General features: G+C 54.6%; 9 protein-coding genes. 6 read left to right on the forward strand and 3 right to left on the reverse strand.

Annotated features, from left to right (window positions below):
* Positions 1–41: 41 nt before the first annotated feature.
* Positions 42–1,877 carry a dihydroxy-acid dehydratase gene (gene ilvD / locus E6C51_RS04490; RefSeq protein ID WP_146929633.1) on the reverse strand — a complete coding sequence of 612 codons (1,836 nt, stop codon included), beginning with the start codon at positions 1,875–1,877 and terminating at the stop codon, positions 42–44.
* Positions 1,878–2,130: 253 nt separating this feature from the next.
* On the opposite strand from ilvD, the gene msrP reads away from it, so the two are divergent.
* The 6 genes from msrP (at position 2,131) to E6C51_RS04520 (ending at position 9,846) form a co-directional block, all read left to right on the forward strand.
* Positions 2,131–3,078, forward strand: a complete 948-nt coding sequence (gene msrP / locus E6C51_RS04495; protein WP_146929630.1) for a protein-methionine-sulfoxide reductase catalytic subunit MsrP — start codon at positions 2,131–2,133, stop codon at positions 3,076–3,078.
* Positions 3,079–3,080: 2 nt separating this feature from the next.
* Positions 3,081–3,716 (forward strand): protein-methionine-sulfoxide reductase heme-binding subunit MsrQ, encoded by a 636-nt coding sequence (gene msrQ, locus E6C51_RS04500; protein ID WP_190235185.1) that lies wholly within the window; start codon positions 3,081–3,083, stop codon positions 3,714–3,716.
* Positions 3,717–4,044: 328 nt separating this feature from the next.
* The gene (locus E6C51_RS04505) at positions 4,045–4,503 is read left to right on the forward strand and encodes a VOC family protein (protein WP_190235186.1); all 459 of its coding nucleotides are present in this window, start codon (positions 4,045–4,047) and stop codon (positions 4,501–4,503) included.
* 99 nt (positions 4,504–4,602) lie between these two features.
* Positions 4,603–6,447: an O-linked N-acetylglucosamine transferase, SPINDLY family protein gene (locus E6C51_RS04510; RefSeq protein ID WP_230987064.1), complete on the forward strand. Its 1,845-nt coding sequence runs from the start codon at positions 4,603–4,605 to the stop codon at positions 6,445–6,447.
* 499 nt (positions 6,448–6,946) lie between these two features.
* The gene (locus tag E6C51_RS04515) at positions 6,947–7,804 is read left to right on the forward strand and encodes a 2Fe-2S iron-sulfur cluster-binding protein (RefSeq protein ID WP_230987086.1); all 858 of its coding nucleotides are present in this window, start codon (positions 6,947–6,949) and stop codon (positions 7,802–7,804) included.
* A complete protein-coding gene (locus E6C51_RS04520) occupies positions 7,801–9,846 on the forward strand; it encodes a mechanosensitive ion channel family protein (protein WP_190235188.1) in 2,046 nt (681 codons plus the stop codon). The genes E6C51_RS04515 and E6C51_RS04520 overlap by 4 nt, the downstream gene beginning before the upstream one ends.
* A 138-nt stretch (positions 9,847–9,984) precedes the next feature.
* On the opposite strand, the gene E6C51_RS04525 is transcribed toward E6C51_RS04520, so the two are convergent.
* Together E6C51_RS04525 and mgrA are read right to left on the reverse strand one after the other, a co-directional pair.
* Entirely contained in the window at positions 9,985–11,592 is a 1,608-nt protein-coding gene (locus E6C51_RS04525; protein ID WP_190235189.1) for a glycoside hydrolase family 43 protein, read from the reverse strand.
* 64 nt (positions 11,593–11,656) lie between these two features.
* Positions 11,657–12,688, reverse strand: a complete 1,032-nt coding sequence (gene mgrA / locus E6C51_RS04530) for an L-glyceraldehyde 3-phosphate reductase (RefSeq protein ID WP_146929611.1) — start codon at positions 12,686–12,688, stop codon at positions 11,657–11,659.
* Positions 12,689–12,725 lie beyond the last annotated feature (37 nt).

The raw sequence follows: 12,725 nt of genomic DNA on the forward strand, positions 1-12,725 counted from the left end.
ATTTTGCGACGGCATTTTCAGTTATTTACAGCTCGAAACCCTTACTCAGGCAACTTCCTTACCGCTCCCAAATCCGCAGAGGTCGCAAACGCCGCATAGGCCTTCAACGCCGTTGTCACCTTGCGCTTACGCACCTCCGCTGGTTTCCAGCCAGCGGCATCTTGCGCCACGCGGCGGGCGGCGAGTTCGCCTTCAGACAGCATCAGTTCAATCGTGCGGTTTGGAATGTCAATGGCGATGGTGTCGCCATTGCGCACGAGGCCGATGGTGCCGCCGTTGGCGGCTTCTGGCGAGACGTGGCCGATGGACAGGCCCGATGTGCCGCCGGAGAAGCGACCGTCGGTGATCAGCGCACAAGCCTTGCCGAGGCCTTTGGATTTCAGGTAGCTGGTTGGATACAGCATTTCCTGCATGCCCGGACCGCCCTTAGGACCTTCGTAGCGGATCACCACCACGTCACCGGCAACAACTTCATTGCTCAAAATGGCTTTTACGGCAGCGTCCTGGCTTTCATAGACCTTGGCAGGACCAGTGAATTTCAAAATGCTTTCGTCAACGCCTGCGGTTTTAACGATGCAGCCGTCCAGCGCGATATTGCCCTTCAGCACGGCCAAGCCGCCATCCTTGGAGAATGGCTTTTCAACCGAGCGAATCACGCCCTCTTCGCGGTCCATATCCAGCTCATCCCAGCGAGATGATTGCGAGAATGCCACCTGCGTAGGCACGCCGCCGGGAGCTGCACGGAAGAATTCGCGAACGCTCTCGGAATTGGTGCGGGTGATGTCCCATTGGTCGATCGCATCGCCCAGCGTCGGGGCGTGAACGGTTGGGCAATCGCGGTTGATCAGGCCACCGCGATCCAGCTCGCCGAGAATACGCATGATGCCGCCTGCGCGGTGTACGTCTTCCATATGCACATCCTGCTTGGCAGGCGCGACCTTGGAGAGGCACGGAACTTTACGCGACAGGCGATCAATATCGTCCATGGTGAAATCCACCTCGCCTTCATAAGCGGCGGCGAGAATGTGCAGAACCGTGTTGGTGGAACCGCCCATGGCAATGTCCAGCGCCATAGCGTTTTCAAACGCGGATTTGGACGCAATGGCGCGCGGCAGCACGTTTTCATCTTCCTGCTCGTAGTAGCGACGCGCCAGATCAACAATCAGATGACCGGCTTCGACAAACAGCCGCTTGCGGTCCGAGTGGGTGGCCAAGGTCGAGCCATTGCCCGGCAAGGACAGGCCGAGCGCTTCGGTGAGACAGTTCATCGAATTGGCGGTGAACATGCCAGAGCATGAGCCACAGGTGGGGCAGGCCGAGCGCTCGATAGTGGCCACGTCTTCATCGGAAATCTTGTCGTCAGCGGCAGCAACCATGGCATCTACGAGGTCGAGTGCGACCTTCTTGCCGTGCATCACCACTTTGCCCGCTTCCATCGGCCCGCCAGAAACGAATACGGTTGGGATGTTGAGACGCAAGGATGCCATCAACATGCCGGGGGTGATCTTGTCGCAGTTGGAAATGCAGACCATGGCATCGGCGCAATGGGCATTGACCATATACTCAACCGAATCCGCGATGATTTCGCGTGACGGCAGCGAATAGAGCATGCCGTCATGGCCCATGGCGATACCATCATCCACGGCGATGGTGTTGAACTCCTTGGCAACGCCGCCAGCGGCTTCAATCTCGCGGGCAACCAGTTGGCCGAGATCTTTCAGATGCACATGGCCGGGCACAAATTGGGTGAACGAATTGACGACGGCAATAATCGGCTTGCCGAAATCGCCATCCTTCATGCCGGTTGCGCGCCAAAGGCCGCGCGCGCCTGCCATGTTGCGGCCGTGAGTCGTGGTTCTGGAGCGATAGACGGGCATGGATGTCACCTCGAAATCTGGTTTTACCGCGAAAGCCTCTTCAACAATGAAGGTTGCGGGCTGGTTTTGAGTTTTTCTAGGCTAATTGGTGGTTTGTGTCACTATCAGCAAGCCCGAAAACGGTACTGTTGCCAATGCACAGGAATGTGAACCGCAAAAACGCGCAAAATTCGAAATCCCCTGTAACATTTTCAATCCAGCGACCGTACTTATGCGTAGAATGCTTTTAAAGCTGATAGGGAGCACACTGACCATGGCCGTATTTCGCCCGCCTCACATCCCCGCCTCCGAGATCACGCCGCAGGGCGTTTATCTGTCTCGCCGCACATTGATGGGCGCTGCCGCAGGCACATTGGGGCTTGCTATTGCAGGCGATGCCCTTGCAGCACCACTCACAGGCAAGCCAACGGCCTATAAAGTACCAGACAAGCTGACGCCGAAAAAGGACGTTACCACCTATAATAATTTCTACGAATTCGGCACGGATAAATCGGATCCGGCCAATAATTCCGGCAAATTCAAGCCGACGCCATGGACGGTCGAAATCGGCGGGTTGGTGGCCAAGCCGCAGAAAATTAGCATCGAGGACATCATGTCGTCTTTCACCATGGAAGACCGCATCTATCGCATGCGCTGCGTTGAGGCATGGTCCATGGTGATTCCGTGGATTGGTTTTCCGCTCTCAGCCCTGTTGGATAAGGTCGAGCCCTTGGGCAGTGCCAAATATGTGGCGTTTGAAACCGTGGTGCGGCCCGATGAAATGCCGGGGCAGAGCGGCTTTTTCCAATCCATCAACTGGCCTTACGTGGATGGTTTGCGGCTGGATGAGGCACGCAATCCGCTGACAATTCTCGCCACCGGCCTCTATGGCGAAACCCTGCCAAATCAAAATGGTGCGCCGCTGCGCCTCGTAGTTCCGTGGAAATATGGCTTCAAGGGCATCAAATCGATTGTCAAAATTACCCTCACCGAAAAGCAGCCGCCCTGCACGTGGAATATTCTGGCCCCCAATGAATATGGCTTCTATGCCAATGTGAACCCCAAGGTCGATCATCCCCGCTGGAGCCAGGCAACCGAGCGGCGCATTGGCGAAAGTGCAGGCCTGTTTGGTGGCGCGCGCATCGATACCCTGCCCTTCAATGGCTATGGTGAACAAGTGGCAAGCCTTTACAAAGGCATGGACCTGACGAAGTTCTATTGATCATGGCTGATTTTAAACTTTCCGCCCGGCAAAAATCACTCAGCATCTGGGCGCTTTACGCCATCGGTTTAGCGCCCGGCCTTTACGCCTTCTACCTTGGTATTTTCGGCGGGCTGGGGGCTGACCCTGTGCGTGAGTTTGAGCATCGTTTGGGCCTTTGGGCTCTGCGGCTGCTCTGTCTGGGGTTGGCGGTAACGCCCTTGCGCGATCTGTTCAAGGTCAATCTCATTGCCTATCGCAGGGCGCTGGGGCTTTTGGCGTTCTACTATGTGCTGGCGCATTTTGCCGTTTATCTGACCCTTGATCGCGGCCTGATCTTCTCGTCAATTCTGGGTGATATTCTGAAGCGTCCCTATATCATGCTGGGCATGTTGGGGCTGGTTTTGCTGATTCCGCTGGCGCTGACCTCCAACCGTTGGTCCATTCGCAAATTGGGCAGCAAATGGAACACACTGCACAAGGCCAGCTATATCATTCTAGCAGCCGGGCTTTCGCATTTCGTTCTCTCGCGCAAATCCTTCACACTGGAGCCAGCAACCTACACGGCTATTGTCTTTGTGCTTTTGGGCTATCGGCTGATCCGCCCCAAAATCATGGACATGAAGCGCAAGAAATCGGCAAGGATGCGGGCGGCATAGTCACCCGGTTGGGGCAAGGTCGGAGCGCTAGCACCATGCATAAACGTGCATGGGGTCTGAGTAGCAACGGAGTAGAAAACCAACATAAGCCACGTTGACCTCACAGAAAGAGCGAGGCGAGAGTTTATCGGCCATAGATTTCTGTAGAGGGACTTGTGAAATTCGATGGCCGTTCCGAGGTTTTCCTGAGAGGCTTTCACGCCTCACATCACACCGGAGTCTTCTGGACGATCTGTGACCGGTAGCCCACATTGCAGGCATGAGCCGAGCAGTGAAGCCGCCGTTTGCCTGGGCAGGGACGTAACGGGTCGATATGAGAGGATTTAAAATGGACGGAGATGCTGGCGTGATCGCTGTGGATCATACGGGGTTCTCGGTCGCCTCGTTGGAGGAGGCGATACAGTTTTGGACTGAGGCGATGGGTTTCGGCCTTGTTCGCCAAGGAGAAATGGGTGGAGAATTCCTACGTGAGGCCACGGGGGTTGACGATCCGCGATGCCGAATGGCGCTGGTGACGGCTCCAAACGGCTACCCTATCGAGCTCCTTGAGTATTCGACAGGCCCTACACTGGGCCAGGCACCTCGTAGCACAGGTGCGATCGGTGCCGCGCACATCGCCCTCACGGTTGCGGATATTCGCATAGCAATCGCCCGGATTGAGAAGGCAGGGTGGGCAGTGAAGGGTTCGCCGCAGCCAATACCAGCCGGTCCCCGATGCGGAACAATGGTCGCGTACATCTCCGGTCCGGATGGCATCACCATTGAGCTGATGCAGCCGCTCGTTTAACATTCCCGCGTCGTGCAACGCCCCTTCGGTCCGGGAAAGCTCCTTGTGTAAGTTTTCTGCTCCGTTAATACCCAACCCTCTAATGGAGACCTACCGACCTTGCTGACTGCCTCGCCAACTTTGACAGACGCCCAAATACTGTATGACAACGGCCAGTATCAGGCTGCTGTTGATATTCTATCAACATTGCTCGCATCCCATCCGGGACCAGAAGCCGCGAAATTGCTGGGCGATGCGCTGCTTAAGATGGATATCCCGGAAGGCGCAGTGCAAGCCTATGAGTTTGCCTCAGATCGCATGTCGGAGCCGGAGCGCGGCGAAATGCTGGCGCAGGCAGCTTTTATTGCGCTTTCAACCCGCAATGTGACGTCCGATTCTCCCCAGTTTCAAAAATATATCGCTGCTCTGGCTGCAAGCCCTGTTCTCATCCACCTTCAGCGGGCTGCTGAAATATTGCTGTCCGATACGCGCAATCCGCTTGCTGTCAGCGTTTTGCAAAAATTGCGGACTGCCTTACCCGACGACAGTTACATTCGCCTCACGCTGCTGCGTTTGGCGCGAGAACATTGCAACTATCCAATCGTTGCAGCAGAAGAGCCACTGCTTTTGACTGAGCTGCTGGAGGGCAAAACAGACTGCCTTCGCAATGAGCCACCGCACAGCAGCATCATGTGGACAGAGAATGAAGAGCTCAATCGCCTTGCGTCGTCAATCGGATCGATCCAGCCAATCACGCCAGAAATGCAGGTCCAACGCCGCGCCCAACCACACATCTGGGGCGATAAAATCCGCATCGGTTATCTCTCCTGTGACCTGTGGGATGATCACGCCACCATGCGCCTGTTTCGCAGCGTGTTGACCGCCCATGATCCCGCAAGATTTGATGTTACCCTGTTTTGCTATACGCCTGAAAAGCTCCTAAGCTTTGATCAGGGTGGGCGGAAAGATTGGGGCAATATCATCAGCATCGAGGCGATGAATGATGATCAAGCCGCATCCACCATTCGCTCAAAAAATATCGATATTCTTGTAGACCTGAAAGGCCACACGCGCGGTACACGCTCGCAACTGATGAACAGGCCGCTGGCTCCTGTGCATGTGCAATGGTTGGGCTTTCCCGGCACCTGTGTTGAGGTGGATTGTGATTATGCCATTGGCGACCGCTTTGTGCTGCCAGACAGTTCAGCCCCGTTTTATCACGAAAAATTCTGTCGCCTGCCGGAATGCTATCAGCCCAATGATCCGGTTCACCGCCCGTTGCCGTCTGCTGCCAAACGCACGGCGCTTGGCCTGCCAGCAGACCGGGTGATTATTGCGGCCTTCAATGCCCAGCGCAAGAACTCGCTCCACACCATGGCGCTCTGGGCAGAGGTGCTGAAAGCCAACCCCAAGGCAATTTTGTGGCTGATGGTGGATGGCAATCACGCCCGTCAAGCTACCGCCGCCCATTTCAAAACCCTTGGCATCAAGCAATCTCAACTGCTGTTTGCGCCCAAAATGGCTTATGCTGGCCATTTGGCGCGGGTGCAGGCCGCCGATTTTGCCATTGATACATTCCCCTGCAATGGTCATACCACCACCTCCGATATGCTTTGGGCCGGACTGCCCGTCATCACCAAACGTGGTGGAAATTTTGCGTCGCGGGTTTCGGAAAGCCTGCTGCATGCCATTGGTCTGGCTGAACTGGTAGCCGAGGATGATGCTGCCTTTGTGGAGTTGGCGACAAGTTTGATCAATTCGCCTGAGCGATTGGCAAATCTGAAAACCCATCTGAACGAGCAGCGCTTCCACTCCCCGTTATTCGATTCAGAACGCCTTTGCCGCCATCTTGAGCGCGCTTTTGAAATGATGGTAGACAGCGCAAAAGCCGGTCTGGAACCACAACATTTTGATGTTCCAGCCCTGCCTTCACGCATTGGTTCCTTTGAATCGATGCGTCCATAATGTCAGAAGGTGTAAGGACGCTGTAACACTTTTAATCTGCTGCATAATTTTCACCTTAAATCGATTCCGATTTAAGGAATTATGCAGTAGACGCTTTGTCGATAAAGAATACTGTAAAACTCTGACTCTATTGATATTGATAGAAATATTGCCTCGCCAAAAGGCGTGAATTGAAAACAGGGGGCGGCAATTGTGCTCGCATGAAACCGAAGAGAGCAGACCATCAGGCACAGGAAAGAGTAAGCTGCTGCTGCGCAGGCTTCGCCTTGTATCGGGTTTGATACTCCTGTTATTTTCGGCAATGCACCTCATCAATCTGGCATTCGGACTGCGCTCCGTGGCGGCACTGGATAGCGCCAGCCAATATCTCATGCGGCCCTGGAGTACAGGGGTCGGCAGCCTTACGCTTTTGACCGCTGTTGTCATTCACATAGGCATGGGTCTCACATCCATCGCTCAGCGGCGCAGTGTGGCGATGAGTCGGACCGATTGGGTGCAGATGGTGCTGGGCATATTGATCACGCCGCTCCTTCTCAACCACGTCATGGTGGTGGGCGTGTTGCGGCAAATAACACCAGATTTCCAGCCGGATTTCGACTTCCTGCTTGTGCTTTACTGGAAATATTCACCCGTTTCCGCCTTGCAGCAAATTCTGGTTCTGGTGATCTTATGGGTGCATGGCGCAATCGGCTTTTATCAGTGGATGGTGCTCAAACGCGTCTGGGTCCGCATTGGTCCAATCCTCACACCCGCTCTGTTTCTCATTCCCATCCTGGCGCTGCTTGGCTTCGTTGAAGGCGGAAAAGATACATTGGCTGTTCTTGAAACAACCCATCAGGGACAGCAGAAAATAAACATGCTCATTGAAATGATGGCCCGTGCAAAACCCGAACTGGCCATGATTCAGAAAAGCATCATTTTAATCTACGGAGTTGTTGTTCTGCTGGCGCTGATCAGCATGACCCTTAAAATTCTGCGCACATACGGCAGGCCTGTAACGGTGTCGTACGACAACGGCGTCACGGCTTCAGGGCAGGCTGGTCTTTCCATTCTGGAAATGAGTTTGTTGAACAACATACCCCATGCCAATGTTTGCGGCGGTCGTGGACGATGCGGTACCTGTCTCATCTCAGTGCAGCAAGAACACGGCTTGCTCACACCAATCAGCGACATTGAAGCCCATACCCTTCGTCGAATAAAGGCTGGCGACAACCAACGTCTCGGATGTCAGGCACGCCTGCTGGCGGGCACCATAAACGTTATCAGGCTTCAACCCGCATTCGTTGATGCAGATGCCTCTCGCAATCCATTTCGAACAGAGATCGATACTCTGCCGCAGTCTGGGGATGTTGCATGACAATGGCTGCGCCTGACCTGAAAACAATGCCGATCCGCAAGGCTTTGACGCTCCTGCTGATCATGGTTTTGCCGAGAACCGCAAGCGCCGAACCGCTGCTTCGTCCGCTGACGATGGATACAATTTCGAGCTTTTTCAGGACGGCAAATTTACGCCTCCTCAACCTCGGATCAGCACTGATGCAGGGGCCAGTGGAGGGGGTGCAGATATGGCACAATCTCACAACATTCATGGCAAGCCGCGAAGGGATTGTGACGCTCGCCTATGCCCTGATTGTGGGAATGATCGGTACCGGCGCTGAATGGTTTTACTGGACCTACGCGGCTCCGGCCCGCCGAGCGATTGATGCCATGGACATTCGCAATCCGCGCCTTGGCCGCCGCTTGGCATTTCGAAGGACAGCGCTGTTTCTCTGTGGTTTTTTATTGTTTTCTGTTGCAACACTTGGAAGCCTCGCCTTTTTTGATTGGCCAGAAGGCGCAGAGCATCTGGTTCTCGCACCAATCATGATAATCCTTCTGACACGCTTCATGTGGATTGTTGCAGATAGTCTTTTTGCACCGGGACATCACCAGCGCCGTTTGCTGGATGTTGGACCCGCGGAGGCCCGCATCTGGGTCACCGTCATCGTTGGCCTCACAATTCTGGTGGGTGGAGCCACCATTTACGCTCCGTTAATCCAGCAAGCTGGCAGCGCCAATGCCGCAGAGGCGTTACAAACCGTCTCCGTTACGCTCAGTGCCATATTGATCATTGTTGCAGTATCGGCATCCAGAAAGCATAGAGACAGCACACAGGCGCGGACCATGCCGCGTTCAACCCTGCCTGTGCCGTTTTTGCGCATGGCAATTATTATCGCGATCTACGGTCTTTGGCTTTTCAGCGGCGACGTCATTGCAACTTTGGCCGTCATCATTGTGCTGGCAGTCTCATCTCAATTGCATTTGCACCGTGCTGTCATGTTTTTATGGTCAGATGAGCCTGACCATGATCTGACGGAACCCCATGCCCACGGGCAAGAAACTGGCACCGCGCAAGTGGACAGTCTGGCACCATCGATCATTCTGACGCTAGCACGCTACGTCTTTGTCATTATCGCCATCATCGCCGCAATCCTCGCTTTGGACATTCCAATGATGGAAATGGCCACAAGCTCCAATCCGTTGCGTCAATTCATCGTGCGGCTCAGTGAAATTGCATTGATTGCTCTGATCAGCCATATCGTGTGGCTGGCTGTGCGCTTACCCATCGATCATCGGCTACAAAAGCTGATAGCAACATCAGACCCCCATGGAAGCGTCAACGCCAATGCCAGGCTGCTCACACTCCTGCCGCTGATGAGAACAACTGGCGGAGTGATCCTGCTGGCCTTTTTCGTCATCTCCTCGCTCTGGTCTTTGGGTATCGACATTGGCCCACTGCTTGCCGGTGCGGGTGTCTTCGGTTTGGCATTGGGCTTTGGTGCACAGGCCTTGGTGCGCGATGTTATCTCCGGGATTTTTTATCTCGTCGAAGATGTTTTTCGTATTGGCGAATATATTGAGGCTGGCACGCACGCCAAAGGAACAGTTGAGCGCATCACGCTGCGAACCGTCGCCCTTCGGCACCAAAATGGTCCTCTCTATTTCGTACCATATGGATCGCTTGGCAGTATCAAAAACAATTCCAGAGATTGGTCGATCGACAAATTCAACATTCCATTGCCCGTCACCACCGATAGCGAACAGGTGCGAAAGATTATCAAGAAAGTGGGCGAGCAGATGATGCAGGATCCAGAAATCGGGTCCAAGATTGTCGAACCACTCAAGAGCAAAGTCTATGGTATCGAGCCGGGCATAAAAATCTTCCGCTGCAAGTTCCGCTGCGCGCCCGGCAATCAATTTGAAATTCGTGTGCAGGCTTACAAACGCATCGAAGCCGCATTGAGAGATGCGGGCATTCCCTTTGCTGCCGGAACACAAGTTTTGATGCCGCTGCCACCCCACGGGCAAATGCCAACAACAACCAGCACACCGGCGGAAGCGTCACCATCAACACCGTAATAAGCGGAATGGGCATTCCGGATGCCGGCTTTCGAAAACTTCGATATAAAAGTTACTGCATAATTCCTTAAATCAGAATCGATTTCAGGAGAAAATTATGCGGTAGAACCTACTGCGTAGGTTCTACCGCACGGCGCATCAGCGTGCCTCGTAGGCGAAGCGCTCGAAATCAGCGGGCGTTCCCTGCCCGGTTAAGTCGAAGGCAAAAACGCCAGCAAAAGCGCCGGTGAACGAGCCGTGCTCGCCACGCCCTCCTTCATCGGAAATCACACCGGCATCCAGCGCTTCACCAATATCTTGCCAAGGCCCATCTCCCGCAGGCCGCCAGAAGAAATGCAGGTCGTTCTCCATGACCTCCATGGCCAAATCCAGCGCGCCGTCTGGCACAGAAATGCCTGAGCCAATGGGAAAAACCAGCTTACCAGCCGGATAGTCTCCCGGACAAGACAGGATTGTGAGCGCCCTGCCCAGTGTCTCATGCCAGGTTACGGCCAAAGCATGGAGTTTATAGCGATTATAATAATGGGTCAGGCCTGCGACCTGCTGGTACGTATCGGGCGCAAACTCAATCCGCGTCTCAGCGCGGAACCTGTGGTGCTCCTGCCTGCGGGCCACCAGAGCCTGCTCAAACCACGCGCCAATGCTTTCACGACCATAAAGTCTTAAAAATCCTGGGCGCTCAGAAAGAGAGAAAATCCGCTCAGGCTCTGGCGTGCGCAACCATTGAAAATCCATTGGCAATTTTGGTTGATCAAATAGATAATCAACGCGCTGCGGCTTGAACTTCAGCTCTGTTGGTACCGGCGGCGTTACCTCCACGGCGGGCACAGGGCTTTCGCCAATCAAATAGAGCCAATCATCCTTCCAAATACACTTTTGCAAAGCCGTTTCACGCCCCAGCGTGCACCGCCGATAAGGCGACAATGGACGGCCGCACAAATGGGTGTGATAGGCTTGGCCGTCAGGGGTCTCGACATATTGACCGTGACCGGCGCGCTGAAGCGGGGCCTTGGGGCTGTCTTTGGAGGTGATGAGATATTTTTCCGGATGGGTCTCATAAGGCCCTTCAATGGTGCGCGAGCGCGCCATGGTCACGGCATGATCATAACCCGTGCCGCCCTCTGCGGTGGTGAGATAATACCAGCCATTGCGCTTGAAAAGATGCGGCCCCTCTACCAATCCAAGCTCTGTGCCGCGATAAATATTATGCACAGGCCCAACCAGCTTTTTGCTGGCAGCGTCCCACTGTTGCAAGAGAATGCCATCAAAGGCCGGGTTATCGCCCTCAGTGTTATGGGCCTCAGGCCGGTGGTTCCAATGCATGTTGACGAACCACTTGCGGCCATCATCATCGTGAAACAGCGACGGGTCAAAACCAGAGGAATTGACATAGACCGGATCGGACCACTCGGCCTCAATGCTGGGAGCGGTCACAATATAATTGGGCGCATCCTTGAAGCTGCCGTCGTAGCGCTTCACATCGGTATACACCAACCAGAACAGCCCATCGGCATAGGACAGGCAGGGAGCCCAGATGCCGCAGCTATCGGGATCGCCGCGCATATCCAGCTGGCTTTTGCGCTCCAAAGGTCGGCGGATCAAGGTCCAGTTGACCAGATCGCGCGAGTGATGGATCTGCACACCCGGATACCATTCAAACGTCGATGTCGCGATGTAATAATCATCGCCCACCCGGCAAATCGACGGGTCCGGGTTAAAGCCCGGCAGAATAGGATTGATGATCATGGTCTCTCCTCCCAGAAAAACAAACCCTGCGCCACGGTTTTGCGGCGCAGGGTAGAAATTACAATCAATCCCGCTCGGCGGATTTGGCCCAGAGATTGATGTCGGCTTCTTTGGCGTACAGATTGATTTCGGCCAGTTCTGCGTCGGTAAAATCACGATTGTCGAGCGCTTTGACGCAATCTTCGATCTGCGAAACCCGGCTGGCACCGATCAGGGCGGAGGTTACACGCCCGCCACGCAGCACCCAGGCAATGGCCATTTGCGCCAGCGTCTGACCGCGCTTTTCGGCAATGGTGTTGAGCTTGGCGATATTGTCGATAATCTCCGGGCGGATAAATTCCGTCTTCAGCGACTTGCTTTGCGCGGCCCGGCTGCCTTCTGGGATGCCCTGAAGGTATTTGGTGGTCAGCATGCCTTGCGCCAAGGGCGAAAACACGATGGAGCCCATGCCAACATCATCCAGCGTATCCAGCAGCTTGTCATCTTCCACCCAGCGATTGAGCATGGAATAGCTTGGCTGGTGAATGATCAGCGGCGTTCCCAGACCCTTCATGATCTCCACCGCCTCACGGGTGCGCTGCGAATTATAAGAGGAGATGCCAACGTAAAGGGCCCGGCCAGAGCGAACGATATGATCCAGTGCTCCGCAGGTTTCTTCCAACGGTGTATCGGGGTCAAAACGGTGCGAATAGAAAATATCGACATAGTCGACACCCATGCGCTTCAAGCTCTGATCGCAGGACGAGATCAGATATTTGCGGCTGCCCCATTCACCATATGGGCCGGGCCACATGCGATAGCCCGCTTTAGACGAAATCACCAATTCATCACGCAAGCCATGGAAATCCGTCTTAAGGATTTCGCCAAAGGCCAGCTCCGCCGAGCCCGGCAGCGGGCCATAATTGTTGGCGAGGTCGAAATGGGTAATGCCCAGATCAAAGGCCGCGCGGCACATATCGCGCTTGGTCTGATGCGGGGTATCATCACCAAAATTATGCCAGAGACCCAGCGAAATGGCCGGAAGTTTGAGGCCGGTATTGCCGCAGCGATTATAAGTCATTCGCTCATAGCGATTTTCAGCCGGTAGCCAGCTCATGGTTATCTCCCTTTGTTGGTGATGGGGCGATTGGTCT

Origin of the sequence: Gillisella terrae (assembly GCF_004801395.1) — a bacterium.
Lineage (GTDB): Bacteria > Pseudomonadota > Alphaproteobacteria > Rhizobiales > Rhizobiaceae > Allorhizobium > Allorhizobium terrae.

Excerpts from the sequence above, each read along its gene's own strand:
- ilvD (WP_146929633.1), bottom strand. The coding sequence starts at position 1,877 with ATGCCCGTCTATCGCTCCAGAACCACGACTCACGGCCGCAACATGGCA.
- msrP (WP_146929630.1), top strand. The coding sequence starts at position 2,131 with ATGGCCGTATTTCGCCCGCCTCACATCCCCGCCTCCGAGATCACGCCG.
- msrQ (WP_190235185.1), top strand. The coding sequence starts at position 3,081 with ATGGCTGATTTTAAACTTTCCGCCCGGCAAAAATCACTCAGCATCTGG.
- E6C51_RS04505 (WP_190235186.1), top strand. The coding sequence starts at position 4,045 with ATGGACGGAGATGCTGGCGTGATCGCTGTGGATCATACGGGGTTCTCG.
- E6C51_RS04515 (WP_230987086.1), top strand. The coding sequence starts at position 6,947 with ATGGTGCTGGGCATATTGATCACGCCGCTCCTTCTCAACCACGTCATG.
- E6C51_RS04520 (WP_190235188.1), top strand. The coding sequence starts at position 7,801 with ATGACAATGGCTGCGCCTGACCTGAAAACAATGCCGATCCGCAAGGCT.
- E6C51_RS04525 (WP_190235189.1), bottom strand. The coding sequence starts at position 11,592 with ATGATCATCAATCCTATTCTGCCGGGCTTTAACCCGGACCCGTCGATT.
- mgrA (WP_146929611.1), bottom strand. The coding sequence starts at position 12,688 with ATGAGCTGGCTACCGGCTGAAAATCGCTATGAGCGAATGACTTATAAT.